The 22,256-nt window shown below is 63.9% G+C and carries 24 protein-coding genes and 1 pseudogene; 21 read left to right on the top strand and 4 right to left on the bottom strand.

Going from position 1 to position 22,256, the window contains the following annotated elements; genetic code table 11:
* The first annotated feature begins 190 nt into the window (after positions 1-190).
* From RMO95_RS17935 to purU, 3 genes are all read left to right on the top strand, one after another.
* The gene (locus tag RMO95_RS17935) at positions 191-595 is read left to right on the top strand and encodes a PaaI family thioesterase (RefSeq protein WP_310452028.1); all 405 of its coding nucleotides are present in this window, start codon (positions 191-193) and stop codon (positions 593-595) included.
* A gap of 85 nt (positions 596-680) precedes the next feature.
* The gene (gene thrH / locus RMO95_RS17930; RefSeq protein ID WP_310452026.1) at positions 681-1,289 is read left to right on the top strand and encodes a bifunctional phosphoserine phosphatase/homoserine phosphotransferase ThrH; all 609 of its coding nucleotides are present in this window, start codon (positions 681-683) and stop codon (positions 1,287-1,289) included.
* Positions 1,290-1,301: 12 nt separating this feature from the next.
* A complete protein-coding gene (gene purU / locus RMO95_RS17925; protein WP_310452025.1) occupies positions 1,302-2,273 on the top strand; it encodes a formyltetrahydrofolate deformylase in 972 nt (323 codons plus the stop codon).
* Between the two features lie 230 nt (positions 2,274-2,503).
* Here purU and RMO95_RS17920 read toward each other — a convergent pair whose 3' ends face one another.
* Positions 2,504-3,841 (bottom strand): sigma-54-dependent Fis family transcriptional regulator, encoded by a 1,338-nt coding sequence (locus RMO95_RS17920; RefSeq protein ID WP_310452024.1) that lies wholly within the window; start codon positions 3,839-3,841, stop codon positions 2,504-2,506.
* 211 nt (positions 3,842-4,052) lie between these two features.
* Between RMO95_RS17920 and petA the strand changes: the two genes are divergently transcribed.
* The 3 genes from petA (at position 4,053) to RMO95_RS17905 (ending at position 5,278) form a co-directional block, all read left to right on the top strand.
* Entirely contained in the window at positions 4,053-4,643 is a 591-nt protein-coding gene (gene petA, locus RMO95_RS17915) for a ubiquinol-cytochrome c reductase iron-sulfur subunit (protein WP_310452023.1), read from the top strand.
* A gap of 37 nt (positions 4,644-4,680) precedes the next feature.
* Positions 4,681-4,866, top strand: a complete 186-nt coding sequence (locus tag RMO95_RS17910) for a hypothetical protein (RefSeq protein ID WP_310452022.1) — start codon at positions 4,681-4,683, stop codon at positions 4,864-4,866.
* 82 nt (positions 4,867-4,948) lie between these two features.
* Positions 4,949-5,278, top strand: a complete 330-nt coding sequence (locus RMO95_RS17905) for a FixG Ig-like domain-containing protein (protein WP_310452021.1) — start codon at positions 4,949-4,951, stop codon at positions 5,276-5,278.
* A 135-nt stretch (positions 5,279-5,413) separates the two neighbouring features.
* On the opposite strand, the gene lgt is transcribed toward RMO95_RS17905, so the two are convergent.
* From lgt to RMO95_RS17890, 3 genes are all read right to left on the bottom strand, one after another.
* A complete protein-coding gene (gene lgt, locus RMO95_RS17900; RefSeq protein ID WP_310452020.1) occupies positions 5,414-6,202 on the bottom strand; it encodes a prolipoprotein diacylglyceryl transferase in 789 nt (262 codons plus the stop codon).
* A 75-nt stretch (positions 6,203-6,277) separates the two neighbouring features.
* Positions 6,278-6,721, bottom strand: coding sequence for a type II toxin-antitoxin system VapC family toxin (locus RMO95_RS17895; RefSeq protein WP_310452019.1), 444 nt, complete (start codon positions 6,719-6,721; stop codon positions 6,278-6,280).
* The gene (locus RMO95_RS17890; RefSeq protein WP_310452018.1) at positions 6,718-6,960 is read right to left on the bottom strand and encodes a type II toxin-antitoxin system Phd/YefM family antitoxin; all 243 of its coding nucleotides are present in this window, start codon (positions 6,958-6,960) and stop codon (positions 6,718-6,720) included. Before RMO95_RS17890 ends, RMO95_RS17895 begins: the two co-directional genes overlap by 4 nt.
* Before the next feature lie 242 nt (positions 6,961-7,202).
* Between RMO95_RS17890 and ilvD the strand changes: the two genes are divergently transcribed.
* From ilvD to RMO95_RS17815, 15 genes and pseudogenes are all read left to right on the top strand, one after another.
* Positions 7,203-9,050, top strand: coding sequence for a dihydroxy-acid dehydratase (gene ilvD, locus RMO95_RS17885; protein WP_310452017.1), 1,848 nt, complete (start codon positions 7,203-7,205; stop codon positions 9,048-9,050).
* A gap of 81 nt (positions 9,051-9,131) precedes the next feature.
* Positions 9,132-10,745, top strand: a complete 1,614-nt coding sequence (locus RMO95_RS17880; RefSeq protein ID WP_310452016.1) for a tetrathionate reductase family octaheme c-type cytochrome — start codon at positions 9,132-9,134, stop codon at positions 10,743-10,745.
* Positions 10,746-10,756: 11 nt separating this feature from the next.
* Positions 10,757-11,353 carry a cytochrome b/b6 domain-containing protein gene (locus tag RMO95_RS17875; RefSeq protein ID WP_310452015.1) on the top strand — a complete coding sequence of 199 codons (597 nt, stop codon included), beginning with the start codon at positions 10,757-10,759 and terminating at the stop codon, positions 11,351-11,353.
* 28 nt (positions 11,354-11,381) lie between these two features.
* Positions 11,382-11,768, top strand: coding sequence for a cytochrome c (locus tag RMO95_RS17870; protein ID WP_310452014.1), 387 nt, complete (start codon positions 11,382-11,384; stop codon positions 11,766-11,768).
* A 117-nt stretch (positions 11,769-11,885) separates the two neighbouring features.
* Positions 11,886-12,416 carry a YeeE/YedE thiosulfate transporter family protein gene (locus RMO95_RS17865; RefSeq protein WP_310452013.1) on the top strand — a complete coding sequence of 177 codons (531 nt, stop codon included), beginning with the start codon at positions 11,886-11,888 and terminating at the stop codon, positions 12,414-12,416.
* Position 12,417: 1 nt separating this feature from the next.
* A pseudogene (locus tag RMO95_RS17860) lies at positions 12,418-13,572 on the top strand (DUF6691 family protein); the annotation flags it as partial.
* Positions 13,552-14,334 (top strand): YeeE/YedE thiosulfate transporter family protein, encoded by a 783-nt coding sequence (locus tag RMO95_RS17855; protein ID WP_310452034.1) that lies wholly within the window; start codon positions 13,552-13,554, stop codon positions 14,332-14,334. The pseudogene RMO95_RS17860 and the gene RMO95_RS17855, both read left to right, overlap by 21 nt.
* 9 nt (positions 14,335-14,343) lie before the next feature.
* Positions 14,344-15,504, top strand: coding sequence for a rhodanese-like domain-containing protein (locus tag RMO95_RS17850; protein WP_310452012.1), 1,161 nt, complete (start codon positions 14,344-14,346; stop codon positions 15,502-15,504).
* A 68-nt stretch (positions 15,505-15,572) separates the two neighbouring features.
* Positions 15,573-15,995, top strand: a complete 423-nt coding sequence (locus RMO95_RS17845) for a DsrE family protein (RefSeq protein ID WP_310452011.1) — start codon at positions 15,573-15,575, stop codon at positions 15,993-15,995.
* Positions 15,996-16,035: 40 nt separating this feature from the next.
* The gene (locus tag RMO95_RS17840) at positions 16,036-16,482 is read left to right on the top strand and encodes a hypothetical protein (protein ID WP_310452010.1); all 447 of its coding nucleotides are present in this window, start codon (positions 16,036-16,038) and stop codon (positions 16,480-16,482) included.
* A gap of 80 nt (positions 16,483-16,562) precedes the next feature.
* Positions 16,563-16,955 (top strand): chemotaxis response regulator CheY, encoded by a 393-nt coding sequence (gene cheY / locus RMO95_RS17835; RefSeq protein WP_310452009.1) that lies wholly within the window; start codon positions 16,563-16,565, stop codon positions 16,953-16,955.
* 75 nt (positions 16,956-17,030) lie between these two features.
* Positions 17,031-19,121, top strand: coding sequence for a thioredoxin domain-containing protein (locus RMO95_RS17830; protein WP_310452008.1), 2,091 nt, complete (start codon positions 17,031-17,033; stop codon positions 19,119-19,121).
* Positions 19,122-19,277: 156 nt separating this feature from the next.
* Positions 19,278-19,586 (top strand): c-type cytochrome, encoded by a 309-nt coding sequence (locus tag RMO95_RS17825; protein WP_310452007.1) that lies wholly within the window; start codon positions 19,278-19,280, stop codon positions 19,584-19,586.
* 174 nt (positions 19,587-19,760) lie between these two features.
* On the top strand, positions 19,761-21,107 hold the full coding sequence (locus tag RMO95_RS17820) for a branched-chain amino acid ABC transporter substrate-binding protein (protein WP_310452006.1): 1,347 nt from the start codon (positions 19,761-19,763) through the stop codon (positions 21,105-21,107).
* Positions 21,108-21,214: 107 nt separating this feature from the next.
* Positions 21,215-22,210: a branched-chain amino acid ABC transporter permease gene (locus RMO95_RS17815; protein WP_310452005.1), complete on the top strand. Its 996-nt coding sequence runs from the start codon at positions 21,215-21,217 to the stop codon at positions 22,208-22,210.
* Positions 22,211-22,256: the final 46 nt, after the last annotated feature.

The following is a 22,256-nucleotide window of genomic DNA, read 5'->3' as shown; positions in this document are numbered from 1 at the left end:
GCGACTGGAAAATGGCCGATGGTGAGTATTAGAAACCGATCGGCCCCAAACAACAAGACCAGCCGCTGCTCCCGCAGTCGACCGGGCAGGGCTAGACTTCGCATTATATTGGGGCGGCGCGGCGTTCGGGAGATGCCGCGCCGGCTCATTTTCAAACGGAGCGATCCACTAACCGACTCGTGACGGAACCATGAACAACGACATCCTGCAGTCCGCCCTCGCCGATTACTTTGCGCCCTGGGTTCAGGCCCTGGGCCTCAAGGTGGAAGCCGGTTCGCCGGAATCCGTTCTCCTGCGCCTGCCGCAGAACGACCAGTTGTCCCGCGTCGGCGGCATGCTTTGCGGCCAGGCCATGATGGCGGCGGCCGATTCGGCCATGGTGCTGGCCTTGATCAAGCACTTCGGCGAATTCCGCCCCTGCACCACAGTGCAGCAATCCACCAGCTTCCTCAAGCCGCTCTCGGGCCAGGATGCGCTGATCGAAGCCCGCGTGACCCGCGCCGGCAAGGCGCTGGCCTTCGGCGAAATCGACATTCGCGGTGCGGCCGACGGCAAAAGCGTCTGCCGCACCAGCACGACCTACGCGCTGCTCTGAACTCAAACAGGTAAAATCGCGCCCTTTCGCGGCGTTCGCCGGCGACAATCGCCGTATCGCCAGCGCCGACTCTTGGAGAATTTCAGTGCAACTCGTCTGTCTCGACCTCGAAGGCGTACTCGTTCCCGAAATCTGGATCGAGTTTTCCAAACGCACCGGCATCCCGGAACTTTCCCGCACCACGCGCGACGAGCCGGACTACGACAAGCTGATGAAGTACCGGCTGAACCTGCTGAAAACCCACAAGCTGGGCCTGCCCGACATTCAGAAAGTGATTGCCGACATGGGGCCGATGGCCGGCGCCAGGGATTTCCTCGACGCGCTGCGCCGCGACTACCAGGTCATCATCCTCTCCGACACCTTCTACGAATTCGCCATGCCGCTGATGGCGCAGCTCAACATGCCGGTGCTGTTCTGCCACAAGCTGGAGACGGATGCCGCCGGCTTCGTGGTCAACTACCACCTGCGCATGCCGAACCAGAAAATGGAATCGGTGAAGCGCTTCAAGGAACTCAACTTCAAGGTGATCGCCGGCGGCGACTCCTACAACGACACGGCGATGCTGGCCGAAGCCCATGCCGGCATCCTGTTCCATCCGCCGCAGAACGTGATCGACGAATTCCCGCAGTTCCCGGTGACCATGAACTACGCCGAGCTGCGCACCGAAATCGACAAGGCCTCGACCAGAATCTGATGCACGCATCCGATGCATAAAGCGCGCTTCTACACGCTGACCGCCTCCTGCCCCGACCAGGTCGGCATCATCGCGCGCGTCACCGGCTTCATCGCCGAGCACAAGGGCTGGATCCTCGAATCGAGCTTTCATGCCGATGACGTCCTCGCCGCCGAGCCGCCCCAAGGCGGGGACAAGACAATACCCGGAGCCGGCGGCGCCGGCGAACTCCAGTCACCTCCTTCCACGGGAAGGGGGCGGGGGGAAGGCCAGCCGAATGGCCGTTACTTCATGCGCATCGAGGTCAGGGCCGATTCCCTGCCCTTCCATCTCGCCGAGTTCCGCAGCCGCTTCCAGCCCCTTGCCACGGAACTGCAACTGGACTGGCGCATCAACGATTCGGCGGTGAAAAAGCGCGTGGTGGTGCTGGTCTCGAAGCAGGAGCATTGCCTCTACGACCTGCTGGCGCGCTGGCAGTCGAAGGAACTCGACATCGAGATCGCCTGCGTGATTTCCAATCACGATACCTTCCGAGGCTTCGTCGAATGGCACGGTATCCCCTTTCACCATGTACCGATGCCGGCCGAGAACAAGGCCGCGGCCTATGCCGAGGTCAAGCGCCTGTTCGAGCAAACGCGCGGCGACACCATGGTGCTGGCGCGCTACATGCAGATTCTTTCGCCGGAACTGTGCGCCGCCTATCCGGGGCAGATTCTCAACATCCACCACAGCTTCCTGCCCTCGTTCGTCGGCGCCAAGCCCTACCACCAGGCCTACACGCGCGGCGTCAAGCTGATCGGCGCCACCTGCCACTACGTCACCGCAGACCTCGACCAGGGCCCGATCATCGAGCAGGACGTGATCCGCATCGACCACTCGGATTCGGTCGAGGACATGGTGCGCTACGGCAAGGACATCGAGAAAACGGTGCTGGCGCGCGGACTGCGCTATCACCTCGAAGACCGCGTGCTGGTCCATGGCAACAAGACCGTGGTATTCCGCTGAGATCTTGTGAATAAATCTACTGCGCGTGCCGGATCGGGGCTTGGGCGGTGCTCGCTATCCTCATGTACAGAAACGTACATTCCGGTAGCTGCGCTCCGGCCGCACCCCGCTGCGGCCCGCTCGCTACGATTTCTTCACAAGCTCTGAGATCTGAAGACTGAAGGATTGATCCGGGCTTTTCGGCGGCCGATCGGCACCGAGCGCTCCGGTCCATGCCGCGCCGCTGGCGCTTACGCCGCCGCTTTCAGTTTGCGGTAGAGCGTGCGCATCCCCAGATTGAGGCTGGCCGCGAGCGATTTGCGATCGCCGTCGAACCTGGCCAACAGCCAGCGCAGGTAGCGGCGTTCGAGTTCATCGAGAGCCAGCGCGGAGTCGACGACGAACGCGGTTTCAGGCAGTGCTGCTGAAACCCGCCGAGCAGGCGGCGGATCAGCCAAGGTGGATTCCATATCGAGATGCTCCGGGGCAATCTCGTTACCGTCGGCCAGGATGGACGCGCGCTCCACCAGATTGCGCAACTCGCGGATGTTGCCCGTGTAGGTTCGCTCCTTCAGCGCGGCCAGCGCCGCGGCAGAGAAATGCAGCCCGCGATCGCCGGCGACGCGCTGGAGAAAGGAATTGGCCAGTAGCGGAATGTCCTCGACGCGCCGGTCAAGCGCCGGCACGGCGATCGGAAAAGTGCTGATCCGGTGATACAGATCGCGGCGAAAGCTTTCTTTTTCCACCATGCTCACGATGTTCCGGTGTGTCGCACAGACCAGCCGGAAATCGGAGCGCAGCGTCTCGACCCCGCCGACGCGCCGGTAGGTCCCCGATTCGAGCAGGCGCAACAGCTTCACCTGCAGTGTCAGCGGAATGTCACCGACTTCGTCGAGAAACAAGGTGCCGCCGCTGGCCGCCTCGACCAGGCCGATCTTGCGATGGCTGGCGCCGGTGAAGGCGCCTTTCTCATAACCGAACAGTTCGCTCTCGAACAGGGACTCGGTCAAACCCGAGCAGTCGACGACAACGAATGGGCCATCGGAGTTGCGGCCGGCCTCATGCACCACCCGCGCCACGAGTTCCTTGCCGGTGCCCGTCTCGCCCAGCAGCAGCACCGCCGCGTCGGTCGGCGCGACGCGCATCACCAGCGACAGCATCCGGCTGAACGAGGCGGCGCGCCCGACCAATCCTTCGGCAGCCGGGCGGCTCGACGCGTGCTTGACCACGCGCATGGTCTCGACAAAAAAAGCCATCCTGCCCTGCTCATCGCGGATCGGCGCCGTCGCGACGTCGACGTGCTCTTCGCCGCGCGGTGTGTGGTGCAGGTGCAGAGCGCGATGCATTTGACCGCTGTGCCGGCTCATCCGCAGCGGACAGGATTCCCCGGCCTGGTCGCAGGGTACGGCGAAGTGATGCGACACCTCGTAGCAAAACTTGCCATTGACATCCTGCCCCTGGGCGAATTCCTCCGTGTAGGCCTTGTTGGCACCGACGATGCGGTACTCGGCGTCCATGACGATGCTGGGTTCCGGCTGTCCGTCGAGAAAGGAAATCAGCTCGGGAAACGACTTGGTCGCAGAACTCATGGCGGATAGTGTCTAATTTGGCAGTTGATTAGACCATAAATTGCATTTGCGTCATTGTTGTCACTTCGAAATCTGCAGAGCCATCCGCGAGCGCGTCCGGGCGATAGATAAATATCATATTATTCATTGTGTTACATGTTAACAAGGATCGCAATCGCTCTCTGGCACATAACTCGCAGTAGTAGTGGCATTCCAAGTAGGAGTGCCGGATATGAACACCTGCAGTCATGATGATCAACGCCGCAAGCTGGTGTTCGCGGTATCCGCAATTGGGGGGCTGGGCGCGGCGGCAGCGGTTGTCCCGTTCGCCGCCAGCCTGTTGCCGTCGCAGCGCGCCAAGAGCGCCGGCGCCCCGGTGGAAGTCGATATCGGCAAGCTGCAGCCGGGCCAGATGATCACCGTGGAATGGCGCGGCAAGCCGGTCTGGATCGTGCATCGCACGCCGGAGATGCTGGCCGGCCTGGAAAGTTTGTCGAGCCGATTGACCGATCCCGAATCGGCGCGTCCGATGCAACCGGAGGACTGTCGCAATACGCAGCGCTCGATCAAGCCCGAGATTCTGGTCGCCGTAGGCATCTGTACCCATCTCGGTTGCTCTCCCAACGAGAAGTTCAAGCCCGGCCCAGAATCCGCGATTGACGCGGACTGGCTCGGCGGCTTCTTCTGCCCTTGCCACGGGTCCACCTTCGACCTGGCCGGCCGCGTATTTCGCAACAAGCCGGCCCCCGACAATCTCGAAATCCCGCCCCATCGCTACCTCAGCGCCACCCGCCTGATCATCGGCGACGACACCCAGGCGTGAGTGCCCTCCGTTTTTCCATTCCTGCAGGAGCACATCCATGAACAAGCCAAGTCTGCACTCGAAGTCGCTGACGATCGCCTCCATCCTTTTCGGGGTACCGATCCTGTTCGCATTCGTCATCGGCAGCATCCCCGTGTTGATCCCGATCCTGCTGTTCCGCTGGCTCGCGCGCCTGATCAAGCCCGTGACCGTCGAAGCGCCGGCAATCGCTCTGCCGGCCTGAGCAATCCGTCCTTGCCGCCAACCAATCGAGACCCCGATGAACCAAGCGTCCGGCACTACCGCCAGCGTTGCTCAGGGTCGACGTGATCCGCGACCAAGGCATGCTCGGGCGCGGGGTTGAAGGCGGGCTGATCGAGAACGCCTACACCCTGCGCATCATGAACAGCGACGAGAAGCTGCGCCGCTATCGGATAGCCGTGTCGGGCCTCAACGGGATTGCGCTGGGCAAGGTGCCAGACGCCGCGGTGGATGCCGCCAGCACCCATTCATTGGTAGTGTCCGCACTGGTAGTGTCCGCGCGCGTGTCCCCGGAGGCGGGAGCAAAGGGTTCGCTGCCGATTCGCTTCGATATCGAAGCGGCGGAAAACCCGTCGCTACGGCGGCAGGAAAAGGCCGTGTTCATCATGCCCTGAACGGGTCATCGCCTCACGCTGCTGCAGAACGAATCTGTTTATCGAGCAGCGACGCCGTGCCGCCATCCGCAGCGGCGAGGAGAGCGTACTTTGCTCGACCGCCTTGCTGCGCAGGGGCTTCATCAGCGCCAACTTTCATTTTCCGGCGGAAGGTTTCCTCAGCAACAGCCAGAACCCGATCAGCACCATCGGCAGGCTCAGCCACTGCCCCATGCTGACCACGTAGGACACGCCGAAGATGCCGTGATCCGGTTCGCGGAAATATTCGGCGGCAAAACGCAAGCTGCCATAGCCGACCAGGAACATGCCGGAGACGGCTCCCACCGCACGTTGCCGCGCGGAAAATAGCCAGAGGATCGCGAACAGCAGCAGGCCTTCGCCGGCCGCCTGGTACAGCGGCGAGGGATGGCGCGGCAAGCGGTCGACATGCGGGAATATCATCGCCCAGGGCAGGCTCGGATCGGCCACCCGCCCCCACAGTTCGCCGTTGATGAAGTTGCCGATGCGCCCGGCCATGAGGCCCAGCGGCACCAGCGGGGCGATGAAATCGGTGACCTGAAAAAATGTCCTGCCGGCCTTGCGGCCCCATAGCGCCATGGCCACGAACACGCCGAGCATGCCGCCGTGAAAGGCCATGCCGCCCTTCCATACCGCGAGGATTTCCAGCGGATGCGCCAGGTAATAGCCCGGCTCGTAGAACAGCACCTGGCCCAGGCGCCCGCCGAGGATCACGCCGAGCACGCCATAGAACAGCAGGTCGTCGACGTCCTGCGCGCTCATTGCATGCCAGGGCTGGGACGCGGCGCGGCGCTTGCCGAGCCAGAGGAAGGCGACAAAGCCGGCCAGATACATGAGGCCGTACCAGCGCACGGCCAGCGGGCCAAGCTGGACGGCAATCGGGTCGAACTGGGGATGGATCAGCATGGAGGTCGTATAGGTCGGTGAAAAGTTATGCGAAGCGGTATCCCCGGGGGCGGCGCTGGCGCTACGGCGTCCCGCCTATTCCGGCTGCGGCGAGTTTGCCGTGATTTCCCACGGATTGAACACCACCGGCAAGGCCGCCGCAAAGTCACGATCGTTGCGCGTCACCAGTACCAGGCCGTGTTCGACCGCCATCGCCGCGATGATCGAATCGAAGGCAGCCATGGTGCGTCCGCCGGCTTCGACGCGGGCGCACATTTCGCCCCAGTAGGCGGCGGTCTCGCTGGTGAAGGGCATTATCCGGTCGGCGAACCCGGCCTGCAATTGCTCAAGCCAGGCTCCCAGATCCGTCTTGCGCCGCGACGCGGGCAAGCGCGCCACGCCGCGCCACAATTCGGCCAGCGTCATCGCCGAGACGTACAGATCGCTTTCGGCGCGCGCATTGATCCACGTCAGCACCCTGGCCTCCGGCGTCGTCTTGACGAATTCCGACAGGACGCAGGTGTCGAGCAGATACTTCACAAGTCGAGCGCCCGCACCGCCTCGGCGGAACGGGAAACATCCAAGGCTGCGCCACGCGGAGCGCCGTTCAACACTGTCAGCAAGGACGGCCCAGCCAACAGGCGCCGGTATTCCGGCGCGGCAATCACGACCACCGCCTCTTCGCCACGCCGCGTGACGAGCTGCGGCCCTTCGGCGAGCGTGCAATCCACCAACTCGCTGAAGCGGCTTTTGGCCTCCTGCAATTGCCACGTGTGCATGATGATCTCCTTGCCAATTAACTAGTCAGACTGACCAGTTAATCATGATTGAATGCTCGCCGGATGTCAATAAGACCGATACCACGGGGCGTCAGCTCGATACATCAAGAGTCGGCGCTTGCCGGCCCGCAAAGCGGAATCCCCGGCCGACAGAGTCCGCGACGGTGATTTCGCTCGCCACAGGGCTTCCGCTAGAATTGACGGCACTTTTCCGGCCGTCGCGCCCATTGCAGGAGTTCACCATGCCCGCCTACCGTTCCCGCACTTCCACCCACGGCCGCAACATGGCCGGCGCCCGCGCCCTGTGGCGCGCCACCGGCATGCAGGACGGCGATTTCGGCAAGCCGATCATCGCCGTGGTCAATTCCTTCACCCAGTTCGTGCCGGGGCATGTGCATCTGAAGGACATGGGCCAGCTCGTCGCCCGCGAGATCGAGGCGGCCGGCGGCGTGGCCAAGGAATTCAACACCATCGCGATCGATGACGGTATCGCCATGGGCCACGGCGGCATGCTGTATTCGCTGCCCTCGCGCGAGCTGATCGCCGACTCGGTCGAGTACATGGTCAACGGCCATTGCGCCGATGCCATGGTCTGCATCTCCAACTGCGACAAGATAACTCCGGGCATGCTGATGGCCAGCCTGCGGCTCAATATTCCGACGATCTTCGTTTCGGGCGGCCCGATGGAAGCCGGCAAGGTGAAATGGCACGGCGAATACCGCATGGTCGACCTGATCGACGCGATGATCGAAGCCGGCGACAGTAAGAACAGCGACGCCGAAGTGGCGTCCATGGAGCGCTCCGCCTGCCCGACCTGCGGCTCCTGCTCGGGCATGTTCACCGCCAACTCGATGAACTGCCTGACCGAGGCACTGGGCCTCTCGCTGCCGGGCAACGGTTCGCTGCTGGCAACCCATGCCGACCGCGAGAAGCTGTTCCTCAAGGCCGGCCGCCAGATCGTCGAACTCTGCCGGCGCTGGTACGAGAAGGACGACGCCTCCGCGTTGCCGCGCTCGATCGCCTCGTTCGCCGCCTTCGAGAACGCCATTGCGCTGGACATCGCCATGGGCGGCTCGACCAATACCGTGCTGCACCTCCTGGCCGCCGCCCAGGAAGCCGGCGTCGACTTCAACCTGGCCGACATCGACCGCATGTCGCGCAAGGTGCCCTGCCTGGCCAAGGTGGCGCCGGCGACGCAGAAGTACCACATGGAAGACGTGCATCGCGCCGGCGGCATCATGGCCATCCTCGGCGAACTCGACCGCGCCGGCCTGATCAACCGCGATTCGCCCACCGTGCTCTATCCGACCCTGGGCGAAGCGCTCGACTGCTGCGACGTCAAGCGCAACCACGCTCCGGCCGTGCATGAGTTCTATCGCGCGGCGCCGGGCGGCGTGCCGACCCAGGTCGCCTTCTCGCAGCATCGTCGTTACCCGACGCTCGACCTCGATCGCGCCGCCGGCTGCGTTCGCGACCGGGCCCACGCCTACTCGCAGGACGGCGGCCTGGCCGTGCTCTACGGCAACATCGCGGAGAAGGGCTGCATCGTCAAGACCGCCGGCGTCGATGACTCGATCCTCAAATTCACCGGCCGCGCGCGGGTCTGCCAGTCGCAGGAGGAAGCCGTGGAGAAGATCCTCGGCGACCAGATCGTCGCCGGCGACATCGTGATCGTGGTCTACGAAGGGCCGAAAGGCGGCCCCGGCATGCAGGAGATGCTCTATCCGACCTCGTATCTCAAGTCCAAGGACATGGGCAAGGTCTGTGCGCTGCTCACCGATGGTCGTTTCTCCGGCGGCACCTCGGGGCTGTCGATCGGCCACGCCTCGCCGGAAGCCGCCGCCGGCGGCGCCATCGGCCTGGTCGAAGAGGGCGACACGATAGAAATCGACATTCCCAACCGGCGCATCCACCTCGTGGTCGAAGAGTTGGCGCTGGCGGCACGGCGCGCGGCGATGGAAGCCCGCGGCGTACATGCCTGGAAACCGCTCAAGCGCCAGCGCGAAGTCTCCAATGCACTGCTGGCCTATGCGGCAATGACGACTTCAGCCGACACCGGAGCAGTGAGGGACGTTTCACAGCTTGGTTGACCTACGTCAAATTTCCATCGGTATATAAGCAGATAATTATTTTCAAGTTACTTGTTATGCAATTTCCGATGGAGATGATTCATGAGACATGCACTTACCCGCGCTGCGCTGCTGCTGTGCAGCGCCGGCTGGCTGGTCACCGCCGGCGCCGCACTGGCTGAGGAAGCACAGCCGGAACCTAAACCGCTCAAGCTCACCACCACCGCCGACCACACCAAGTTCAAGCAACTGCAGAAGACCTTCAATTCCGGGCCGGAAGTCACCAAGGCCTGCTTGGAATGCCACACCGAAGCCGCCGGCCAGATCCACCGCACCAAGCACTGGAAATGGGAGTATCTGAATCCCGAAACCAAGCAAATGCTGGGCAAAAAGACCGTCGTCAACAACTTCTGCATTTCCATCGCCTCGAACTACGCATCCTGTACCGCCTGCCACGTCGGCTACGGCTGGAAGGACGCCAGCTTCGACTTCAAGTCCGAAGAGAACGTCGATTGCCTGGCCTGCCACGACACCACCGGCAATTACAGGAAGCCGCCCGGCTTCGCCGGCAACCCGGTGGTCAAGGACACCGAGTTCCCGCCCGGTTCCGGCAAGACCATCAAGGGCATCGATCTCTCCAAGATAGCGCAGAAAGTCGGCAAGTCCAGCCGCGACACCTGCGGCGCCTGCCACTTCAACGGCGGCGGCGGCGACGGCGTCAAGCATGGCGACATGGACAGCTCTCTGGCCGCGCCGACCAAGGAACTCGACGTGCATATGGACGCCGAGGGCCTTGATTTCACCTGCGGCACCTGCCACAAAACCTCCAGCCACGACGTCGCCGGCAGCCGCTACACACCGACGGCCAAGGACAGCAAAGGCGCTCACGTCCGCGGCAAGGCCGACAATGGCAACCCGGCAACCTGCGTCGCCTGTCACGGCAACGGCCCGCACAAGAAGGAAGCACGGCTGAACCTGCACGCGACCAAGATCGCCTGCCAGACCTGCCACATTCCGACCTATGCGCGCGGCGGCATCCCCACCAAGATGGTGTGGGACTGGTCCACCGCCGGCAAGCGCGATGCCGAAGGCAAGCACATCACGAAGAAAGACGCCAAGGGTCACATCATCTACGAATCGCGCAAGGGCGACTTCACCCTGGCCGAGAACGTCAAACCCGAATACGCCTGGTTCAACGGGCAGGTGAACTACACGTTGGTGACCGACAAGATCGAGAAGTCCGAGCAGCGCACCCAGATCAACAAGATGGGCGGCAGCGCCAGCGACGGCAAATCGATGATCTGGCCGATGAAGGTATTCCGCGGCTCGCAGCCCTACGATCCGGTGAACAAGACCCTGGTCACGCCGCATACGGCCGGCAACGACGACACCGGTTACTGGAAGAACCTGGACTGGGACAAGGCCATCACGGTCGGCATGAAGGATTCCGGCCACCCCTACTCGGGCAAGATGGAATTCCTCAAGACCGAAATGTCCTGGCCGATCACCCACATGGTCGCACCCAAGGAAAAGGCGCTGGGCTGTGCCGAGTGCCACAGCAAGGATGGCCGGCTGGCCGGTATCCAGGGCATCTACATCCCGGTCCGCGACAACAACAAGCTGCTGGACACCATCGGCTGGGCAGTCGTCTTCCTGACCCTGTTCGGCGTGTTCGGTCACGGCGCCCTGCGCATCGTCACCAGCCGTAAGCACTAAGGAGAACTGAAATGGCTGAATGTATCTACGTCTTCAAGCGCTTCGAGCGTTTCTGGCACTGGTCGCAGGCCGGTCTGATCATGTTCCTGATGCTGACCGCCTTCGACATCCACGGCACCTACACCATCTTCGGCTTCGAAAAGGCGGTGGCCTACCACACCATCGCGGCCTGGTCGCTGATCGGGCTCTGGGTGTTCGCGATCTTCTGGCACTTCACCACCGGCGAATGGAAGCAGTACATCCCGACCACGGAAAAAGTCGTGGCGATGATGAACTACTACCTGTTCGGCATCTTCAAGAATGCGCCGCATCCGTTCAAGTTGACGCAGTTGCGCAAGCACAACCCGCTGCAGCGCCTGGCCTATCTCGCCATCATGGTTTGCGTCGGCCCGCTGATCTGGGTCACCGGGGTGCTCTACCTGTTCTATGACAACTGGGCAGCCTGGGGGCTAGGCAAGCTGTCGCTGGAATGGGTCGCCAACGGCCACATCGCCGGCGCCTTCATGATGCTCGCCTTCCTCATCGCCCACGTCTATCTGACCACGGCCGGACACACGCCGATGGCCCACATCAAGGCCATGATCACCGGCTGGGAAGAAGTGGATTGATCACCAAATTTTAATAAGGAGTATGACCATGAAATTCAGCACTCAACTCACGGTAGGCGTCGTGCTTTCGCTGCTCGCCTCCGCCGCCTTCGCCTACGACGCCGACTGGAAGCGCGGCCGCGTCTACTACCGCAGCGTGTGCACCTCCTGCCACGCGGTACAGCCGGTCGGCACCATCAACCCGAGTTCCAAGACCAAGGCCGAATGGGCGGCCTACCTCAAGGCCGACAAGCATGCCAAGAGCAAGGACACGGTCAAGCAATATGTCAGCAAGGCCTACCGCGCCAGCATCAAGTCCGGCAACAAGGCTGCCGAGAAATTCGCCGCCGTGCCCGACCAGGAACTGCTCGATGACGTCGCAGCCTTCCTGACCAAGGGCGCCAAGGACGGCGACTCGCCGGCCAGCTGCAGCTAACAGGGGCAGAGCCGAAGGCGTGCGCCTCGCGGGGCGCACGCACCGGCTTCGCACCCGATTGTCAATGAGATAGACGCCCGACAGCGACAGCGATTCGGCCATCGAAAGGCAAACATCATGAGCACAGCAGAAAAGCACGGCAATCCGGAAATCAAACCCTTTTGGCCACCCCTGGCTGCAGGCATCGCGCTCGGCTTGGTCTTGCTGCTGACCTTCGTTCTTTCCGCTCACGGCCTGGGGGCCAGCGGGGCGGCTACCGACGTGGTCGCCGGCGCGGGGCTGACGCTGGCGCCGGAGGCAACCCGGGCGAACGGCTACCTGGGCCCGATGGTGGCGGACGGCAGCCCGATCGGCTCATGGATGACCTGGGAAATCCTCGGCGTCGCCATCGGCGCGCTGGTGGCGGCTTTCACGGCGGGTCGCTTTCGCGTGCAACTGGACGGCGCGCGCAGCGTCGGCACCTCGAAGCGCCTGATCACCACATTGGGCGGCGGCTTCCTCGCCGGCTTTGGCGCCCGCATCGCGGGAGGTTGCACCAGTGGTCTGGGGCTGTCGGGCGCCGCGGCACTGGGTATTTCGGCCTTTGTCTTCCTGGCTTTGTTTTTTGCCGCCGGGATGATCGTCAGCCGCTTGGTCAAAGGAGTTTGACATGTTCCCCTTCAATGAAACTGGCATGCTGTCGGGTCTGCTGAGCGGAATCCTGTTCGGCTACGTGCTGGAAAATGCCGGATTTGGCAGCCCAGTCAAATTGAGCGCCCAGTTCAAGCTGACCGACTGGGCGGTATTCAAGGTCATGTTCACCGCCATCGTGGTGGCGGCGGTCGGCCTGTGGCTGCTACGGCTCGTCGGGCTGATGCGGCCCGACTCGATTGCCGTACCGCAGGCGGCGCTGATGGCATCGGCCGTGGGCGGCGCGCTGGTGGGCGCGGGGTTTGCGGTGGGCGGCTACTGCCCGGGCACTTCGGTGGCGGGCCTGTTTTCCGGTCGCCTCGACGCCCTGGTATTCGTCGTCGGCGTGCTGCTCGGTACTACCGGGTTTGCGGTCTTTTACGGGACAGCGCTCAGGTCCCTGAAGGCCGCCTGGCTGATCGCGGAAGGTGACACCTTTACCGACGTTTACGCGGTTCCGGAACCCGTTGTCCTGGCCATTCTCGGAGTCGCGCTGATTGCCGTGTTCTATTTCGGCTCCTGGTTCGAGCGCCGCGGCACCGGTACGGTCACCGCGCAGCAAGCCGTGGAGGGTGCCCGATAGCTGCCAGGTAGCGCACCTGCAGTACCGCCACACCTCGGTTTGTCGCGCAGGACGGATAGGAAAAGAACGATGAGCAGCAACAACGAGTCCGCTTGGCGCGCCGGGTTCAAGGCCGACTACCAGACCATTTTCGTCGAGGAATGGTCGCCCTTCGTCGGCGCCATGCTTTTGGTCCTGGTAATCATCGGCCTGATGCTCTCCGGCCTGGTCTGGGGAGTGTTCGGCGGCGTCAAATTCTGGGGCGACTGGTTCAACAACCTGATCGGCCTCGGTCCCCTGCTCGGCCTGCCGCAGCAAACCGACAGCTTCCTGATGCACCGCATGTCGCTGATGAACATCATGCTGGTGGTCGGCGCCCTGAGTGCCGCCTTGCTGTCGCGGCAGTTCAGCCCGAACCGGCCGCCGCCCCTCGAATACCTCTGGGCCGCCCTCGGCGGCAGCCTGCTCGGCATCGGCGCCGCACTGGCCGGCGGCTGCACCACGGGCGGCTTCTTCAATCCGGTGCTGCACTCGTCGCCTGCCGGCTGGGCGATGTGGGCGGGCCTGCTGGCCGGCGCCGCGATCGGCCTCAAGCTGCTGCTATGGACCCTCGACCACATCGAATGGGGCATGCAAGCGCCGCCGGCGCTGGACATCCCGCCGAGCGTCACGCAACGCTACCCCTGGCTGGGCCTCGCCATCGTCGTCGGCGTGCTGATCTGGGCCACGCAGTGGTACGGATCGAGCGACGAGAAGCTGGCGGCACGTGCCGTGATCGTCATCGCCGGATTCGCCATCGGCTTCATCATGCACCGCTCGCGCCTGTGCTTCGCGCGGGCCTTCCGCGAGCCCTTCATGACCGCCGAAGGCGACATGACCAAGGCCGTGATCCTGGCGCTGGCGATCGGCCTGCCGATCGCCGCGCTGCTGTTCGAGAAGAAGGTGATCGACCCCTACCTGGCGATTCCGCCGGCCTTCTGGATCGGCTCGCTGGTCGGCGGCCTGATCTTCGGCATCGGCATGGTCTTCGCCGGCGGCTGCGCCTCCGGTTCGCTGTGGCGCATGGGTGAGGGCCACCTCAAGCTGTGGGTGGTCATGTTCTTCTTCTCCTGGATGGGATCGACCGCCAGCGCCGTGTTCAAGAAACTCAAGCTGACCGCGATCGACGAAACCAACGTCGAAACCTACGAAATGACCAATGTGGGCTTCCAGGCCTACCTGCCCGAAATGCTCAACGGCTGGGGTTGGACCCTGGCCATCGGCGGCGGCCTGCTGCTGCTCTGGTACGCCCTGGTGCGCTACAACGAATCCACCGAAAAATTCACACTTCTCTAGGAGATCATCATGAGAACCAAGCAACTATCCCTTTACGTCGCCGTCCTCGCCTGCCTTGCCGCTGCGCCGATGGTATTTCCGGTGACGGCCTGCGCCGCCGATGCTGCGGCGATCCAGCCCAGGGACGGCTGGTACAACAAGGCTCTGGTCGATTTCGACTTCGTGAACCAGAACGTCAGCATCCCGCCGAAGAAGGGCGTCATGATCATCGACTCGCGCCCCGCCGCGCGCCAGTACGACCCCGGCCACATCCCCGGTGCGATCAACATCCCCGACAGCCAGTTCGACAAGCTGGTCGACAAGCTGCCGGCCGACAAGGCGACGCTGCTGCTGTTCTACTGCGGCGGACTGGAATGCATGCTGAGCCACAACTCGGCCTTCAAGGCGGAGAAGCTCGGCTATACCAACGTCAAGGTCTACCCGGCCGGTTCACCCGACTGGAAGGCCAAGGGTGGCCAGATCTCGGTATCCGCGGCCTACCTCAAGAAGCTGATGGATGAAAAGTCGCCCTATGTCCTGATCGATGCGCGGCCCAAGCGCGTGGCCGACAAGGGCATGATCCCGACCGCGCTCAACATCTCCGACACCGAGTTCGACAAGCAGGTCGACAAGCTACCCGCGGACAAGGCGACGCCGCTGATCTATTACTGCGGTGGTCTCGAATGCGTGCTCTCCGACAAGTCGGCGGAAAAGGCCAAGAAACTCGGCTACACCAACGTGCTGACCTATCCGCCCGGCTATCCGGACTGGGAAAAGATCCATGGTGCGCCGGCGCCTACCGTCGCCGCGGCGGCTGGCGCTGCTCCGGCGACCGCCGCCACGGCCGCCCTGGTCCCGGGCAAGGAGAAGGGCTCGGTCACCGTGGCCTCCTTCGAGCAGGTGTGGAAGACCAACCCGGGCTCGATCGTGCTGGTCGACGTGCGCGATCCGAAGGAGGTTGCGGCCGGCACCATCAAGGGATCGATCAACATCCCGATGAACGAACTGGAGAAGAAGATCGCCACGCTGCCGACCGACAAACCGGTGGTCTTCGTCTGCGGCACCGGCGCACGCTCGGGCGAGGCCTACGACACCGTCAAGTTGCTGGGTGGCAAGGTGCAAGCCTACTTCCTCGATGCCGACACCAAGTTCAATGCCGACGGCAGCTACGCCATGGTGGCCAAGAAGTAGTCATGCAACGAGCGCTGGATGGCACCCTGCCGTCCGGCGCCCCCGTATCGAATCAGCGGAGAACAAAAATGCATAAACTTTCCCTCGCCCTCGCACTGGGTCTTGCCTGTGCGCTTCCGGCTCACGCCCAGAGCCCGGCCGAACTGTTTGTCGGGGTCAATTCCGGCATTGCGCAAACCCAGGGCGTCGCCCTGGTACTCGCCAGCCAGGCGCTTGCGCAGAAGGCTGCCGTGCGCGTATTGCTCTGCAGCGAAGGCGGTCAGTTGGCGGTCAAGGACAAGGAATCGCCCGCGCTCAAGCCCAGCAACAAGTCGCCCAAGGAAATGCTGCAGGGCCTCATGAAGGCGGGCGCCAAGGTCGAGGTCTGCGCCCTGTTCCTGCCCAACGGCGAGCTCAAGGCCGGCGACCTGATCGAAGGCATCGGCGTCGCCAAGCCGGCCGACGTGGCGGCCTACCTGTTGCAACCCAATGTGAAATCCCTGACGTATTGAACCCCGCAGGAACGATCGGCGCGTCAGCTAAAATTCTGGCGTGACGACCACAAGCAGCCCAACGACGGAATTCCAGCGCCTCAACACCGGCCGCCTCTGGTCGGTGCTGGGCTGGGACCAGTTGACCGCGCTCTGGCAGCGCATCGACCCCGCCGCCGGCTGGTATCTGCATGCGATCGGCGTCTCACCAGCGCCAACTCTTGCGGATGCCGCCGCCGTCGGCGCCTTCATCGCGCGGATCGACGCCCTGCTGCGGGCCGAGCACCATGAATCCTACTGCGGCATCGTTTACGCCGATGACCTCGAAAATCCTCGCCTGATCAAGATCTACGATCCGAACAATCTCGGCTCGTCCTGCGGCTCGTCGAAGAATCCGCCGGGACCGGGATGGATCATGAGCCGCGTAAAACCCGACGAAATGCCGGCAGGCCGCCCGGCCCCGGAAAACCGCAAGCGCTGGTGGCGGGGCTTGCTCGGAGATAGCTAGGCAGTTCCGGCCCGTATTCCCGGTTTTGGCCCGCGGGTGGCTGAGGCATAGTGCCGGCTATGGCGACACCGACCGAATCCATGCCCGATCGCACCGCACTCCGGTTCCTGGTGGTCGATGACTTTTCGACCATGCGCAGGATCGTGCGCAACCTGCTGAAAGAACTGGGCTTTACCAACGTCGACGAGGCTGAGGATGGCGCCGTGGCGCTGACCAAGCTGCGCGAGGGCAACTTCGAGTTCGTCGTTTCCGACTGGAACATGCCCAATATGGACGGCCTCACGCTGCTGCAGAACGTGCGCGCCGACGCCCAGCTGAAATCCCTGCCCTTTCTCATGATCACCGCCGAAGCGAAGAAGGAAAACATCACCGCGGCGGTGCAGGCCGGCGCCTCGAACTACATCGTCAAACCCTTCACGGCCGCCACGCTGCAGGAAAAGCTGGACAAGATTTTCGAGAAAATGGGTATCTAGCAGTCGGGCAGGCGCAGCAAGCCTATACCCGACTAAATCCATCAGGTATAATGCGGGGTCCGAAGCGGACCCGCCATGTCATCGTCACTTTCCAACCGGCTCTCTGCCGAAACTTCGCCTTATCTGCTGCAGCACGCCGCCAACCCGGTTGCCTGGCAGCCCTGGGATGAGCAAGCACTCGCTCTGGCGCGGCAGGAGAACCGGCCAATCCTGCTCTCGATCGGCTATTCGGCCTGCCACTGGTGCCATGTCATGGCCCACGAATCCTTTGAGGACGCGGCGGTGGCGGCGGTCATGAACCGCCTGTTCGTGAACATCAAGGTCGACCGCGAGGAGCGTCCCGACCTCGACCAGATCTACCAGACCGCGCACCAGATGCTGACCGAGCGCCATGGCGGCTGGCCGCTGACCATGTTCCTCGCCCCGGACGGCACGCCCTTCTTTGGCGGCACTTACTTTCCCCGCGAGCCGCGCTACGGCCTGCCCGGCTTCACCGAGCTGTGCGAAAAGGTGGCCGAAGCCTTCCAGAATCGCCGGGCCGACATCGAAACCCAGAACGCCGAGCTGCGCCGCGCGCTGGCCGGCACCACGCCGACCGCGGCGGCGAGCGGCGGGCTCGATGCCGACGCGCTGGCGGCGGCGGGAAAAGCCCTGGCCCGCGCTTTCGATCCCCGCCACGGCGGCTTCGGCAACGCACCGAAATTTCCCCATCCGACCGATCTGGCCTTCCTCCTGCGCCGCGACGATGCAGCCCTGCGCCAGATGGCGCTGACCACGCTGACGCGCATGAGCGAAGGCGGCATCTACGACCAGATCGGCGGCGGCTTCTGTCGCTACAGCGTGGATGAGCGCTGGGAAATCCCGCATTTCGAAAAAATGCTCTACGACAACGGCCCGCTGCTGGGCCTGTGCGCCGACGCCTGGGCGCACAGCGGCGATTCGCTGTATGCGCGCGTCGCCGACCAGACCGCGGGCTGGGTGCTGCGCGAAATGCAAGCGGCCGAGGGTGGCTATTACTCCGCGCTCGACGCCGATTCGGAGGGCGAGGAAGGCAAGTACTACGTCTGGGATCGCGGCGAAATCGAGCGCCTGCTGAGCCCGCAAGAGTTGGCGCTGGCGACACGGCGCTGGGGCTTCGACGGCCCGCCGAATTTCGAAGGCCGCCATTGGCACGCGCGGGTCGCGGCGCCCCTGGCCGCCGACCAACTGCCGCTGCTCGATGCCGCCCGGCAAAAGCTGTTTGCCGCGCGCGAACAGCGCATCCGTCCCGGCCGCGACGACAAGGTGCTGAGCAGCTGGAACGCGCTGATGATCGAAGGCATGGCGCATGCCGCGCGCGTATTCGAACGCAGCGACTGGCTGGCCTCGGCGCAGCGCGCGATGGACTTCATCCGCAACACGATGTGGCAAGACGGCGCCCAGCCGCCGGGCCGCCCCAAGGCGGGGCAAGCCGGCGAACCGGAGCCACGTAGCGACGAACATGCGTCACCACCGCACGAGCGCGGGCCGGGGGGTGGGGGCCGTTTGCTGGCGACCGCCAAGGACGGCCGCGCCCATCTCGACGCCTATCTCGACGACCACGCCTTCCTGCTCGCCGCGCTGCTGGAACTGATCCAGGCGGAATTTCGCGGCGAAGATCTGGCCTTCGCCATCGAACTGGCCGATACCCTGCTGGCCAGATTCGAGGACGAACAACACGGCGGTTTCTTCTTCACCGGCCACGATCACGAGGCGCTGATCCACCGCCCCAAGACCGGCCATGACAATGCCACTCCTGCCGGTAATGGCATCGCCGCATTTGCCTTACAACGCCTCGGACACCTCCTGGGCGAGGCGCGTTACCTTGCCGCCGCGGAAAAAACCCTACTGCTCTTCTGGCCGCAGATGCGCCGCTCGCCGGGCGGCTTCGGCAGTCTGCTGCGGGCTCTTGAAGAAGCGCTCACTCCGCCGGAAATCATTATCCTTCGAGGTCCGGCGGCGGACATGGCGGAATGGCAGCAAGCCCTCGGCGCCGCCCCGCAGCGGCTGGTGCTGGCGCTGCCCAACGGAATCCGCGGCCTGCCCGCCGCCCTGGCCAAGCCGGAAAGCGATCGTGTCAACGCCTGGGTCTGCCGCGGCGTTACTTGCCTGCCCCCAACGGCAAATTTGAGAAGTGTTACAAATTGATATGAAGCATTTTCAGCAGACTTCGAATGCGTTAGGATGCGCAACGTTTTAGGTTCGGCCGCTGCGCTTTCCGCCGACAATGCCGGCGGTGGCCTTCACTGAAATTTTGTTTTCCCCGGCACAACTCAATCTTTTCCACACGACAAGGAACTCAACATGAAATCGGTATTGATCTCCGCGCTGGTTGCTGCCGGCGTTATGGCTTCGGCCCCGGCATTCGCCAACAAGGACCTCGCCACCAAGAGCGGCTGCATGGCCTGCCACGCTGTCGACAAGAAACTGGTCGGCCCGGCTTACCAGGACGTCGCCAAGAAGTACAAGGCCAGCGATGAAGCCATGCTGGTTGCCAAGGTCAAGGCCGGTGGCAAGGGTGTGTGGGGCCAGATCCCGATGCCGCCGAATGCCGCGGTCAAGGAAGCGGATCTGCACACGCTGGTCAAGTGGATTCTCGCCGGCGCCAAGTAATTCCGCCGCAGGCAGCAGAAAAAACCAGTCCCGCGCGATGCGGGGCTGGTTTTTTTTCGTCTCATGGAGCGTGCCGGGCAGCATTGACAAGTCCATGACAGCAGGCAAGAATCTGCCCGGCTGATTCGCCCGCAGCCTTGTCCCTGTAATTCCAGACCCGAACGGAGCATTGCCATGAACCTGCCCACCAAAGCCCTCTCGCTTTCCGTGATCGCCGCCGTCGCCATGATGGGTTGCGGCAAGGAAGAACCGCCGCCGCCCCCGCCGGTCCAGGCACCGCCCCCGCCGCCGATGGTGGTCAAGATCGGCAGCGTCGCCCCGCTCACCGGCGGCATCGCGCACCTGGGCAAGGACAACGAGAACGGCGCGCGCCTCGCGATCGACGAAGCCAATGCTGCCGGCATCAGCCTGGGCGGCAAGAAGGTCAAGTTCGAACTGCTGTCGGAAGACGACCAGGCCGATCCCAAGGTCGGCAATACCGTGGCGCAGAAATTGATCGACGCCAAAGTCGCCGGCGTCGTCGGCCACCTGAATTCCGGCACCACGATTCCCGCCTCGGCCATCTACAATGGCGCCGGCCTGCCGATGGTGTCCGGCTCCGCGACCAATCCAGCATTGACCGAACAGGGCTTCAAGGGCGTGTTCCGCGTCGTCGGCCGCGACGACCAGCAGGGCCCGGCCGTCGCCAACTATCTCGCCGGCCAGAACAAGCCGAAGACCGTCGCCGTGATCGACGACGCCACTGCCTACGGCGAAGGCCTCGCCAACGAAGTCGAGAAGACGCTCAAGGCTGCCGGCATCAAGGTCCTGCCGCGCGAGAAGGGCACCGACAAGACCGTGGACTGGAAGGCGGTGCTGACCAAGCTCAAGGGCAAGCGTCCCGACGCGGTGTTCTACGGCGGCATGGACGCCACCGCCGGCCCGCTGATCAAGCAGGCGCGCGAACTCAAGATCACCGCCGTGTTCGCCTTCGGCGACGGCGCCTGTACCGACAAGATGGCCGAACTCGCAGGCCCCGCCGCGGAGGGCCTGCTCTGCTCGCAGGCCGGTATCCCGGTGCAGGCCGCGGGCAAGAAATTCCTCGACGCCTACAAGGCCAAGTTCAAGGTCGATCCGATCCTCTACTCGCCTTTCACCTACGACTCCGCCAACCTGCTGATCGCCGCGATGAAGAAGGCCGATTCGGCCGATCCGGCGAAATACCTGCCGGCACTCGCGGCGAGCAACCACAACGGCGCCAGCGGCAACATCCAGTTCGACGAAAAGGGCGACCGCAAGGATGCCGAGATGACGATCTTCACGTTGAAGGAAGGCAAGATCACGCCGGTCGCCATTCTCAAGAGCGGCAAGTCGCTGACCCTCGACGAGTACGCCGCACTCTCCGCGCCGGCCCCTGCCGCCGTGGCGCCAGCGCCAACTCCCGCGGCTGGGGCACCCGCTGCAGCAGCGCCCGCAGCGGCTGCGGCGGCACCCGCCGCACCTGCTCCGGCTCCAGCTCCGGCACCTGCTCCAGCCAAGTAAGCCGCCGCCGCTCGCCACCAACGGGGAAGACGCTTAGCGCCTTCCCCGTTTTTATGTTCCCGCGGGATGCGGGGACGGTATCCTCAGGATTCGAGCGCTCCCCGACCATGGACATCCTGCTGCAGCAGATCATCAACGGCCTCACCACCGGCAGCGTCTATGCCGTGGTCGCGCTCGGCTACACCATGGTCTATGGCGTGATCCAGCTGATCAATTTCGCCCATGGCGAAGTCGTCATGATCGGCGCCATGGTGGCCTTCTCGGTCATCAGCGCGCTGGCCGGCAGCAGCCTGCCGCCGCTGCTCATCGTGCTGGCCGGCGTCATCGCGGCAATTCCGGCCTGCATGGTCATGGGCTACCTGCTGGAACGCGCGGCCTATCGGCCCTTGCGCCACGCGCCGCGCCTGGCGCCGCTGATCACCGCGATCGGCATGTCGATCATCCTGCAGCACCTGGCCCTGCTGGTCTGGGGCCGCAACCCGTTGGCCTTTCCGCAGATCATCGACAACCGCGTGTTCGGCATCGGCGGCGCGGCGATCAGCAGTGTGCAGATCGCCATCATCGCCTTGTCATTGACCATGATGGCCGGCCTGTCCTGGTTCGTCTATCGCACGCGCTTCGGCATCGCGATCCGCGCCACGGCCGAGAACGTCCATGTCGCCGGCCTGATGGGGATCAACGCCGACCGCGTGATCGCCGCCACCTTCGTCATCGGCGCCGGGCTCGGCGCCGTCGCCGGCGTCATGTACGGCAGCTACTACGGCATCGCCCACTACACGATGGGCTTCAGCCTCGGCCTCAAGGCCTTCTCGGCGGCCGTGCTGGGCGGTATCGGCAACATCGCCGGGGCCATGCTCGGCGGCATCCTGCTCGGCCTGGTGGAAGCGCTAGGCACCGGCTACGTCGGCGACCTCACCAACCTCTGCCGCTGGCCCGGCGCCGGCGAAGGCATGGGCTGGATGGGCGAGCGCTGCGCCGACGGCGCCCACTTCGTGCTGTTCGGCAGCAACTACCAGGAAGTGTTCGCCTTCCTGATGCTGATCCTGGTGCTGGTGTTGCGCCCCTCCGGCCTGCTCGGCGAGCGGGTTTCCGAGAGGGCCTAACCATGGCAACAATCCCCCCGACCCCCTTTCCGCGAAAGGGGGCGAC

The sequence above is a fragment of the Sulfuritalea sp. genome, assembly GCF_031426875.1.
Taxonomy (GTDB): domain Bacteria; phylum Pseudomonadota; class Gammaproteobacteria; order Burkholderiales; family Rhodocyclaceae; genus Sulfuritalea.
The sequence above is the reverse complement of the archived record's forward strand: the minus strand, read 5'-3'. Positions and strand labels throughout refer to the sequence as shown.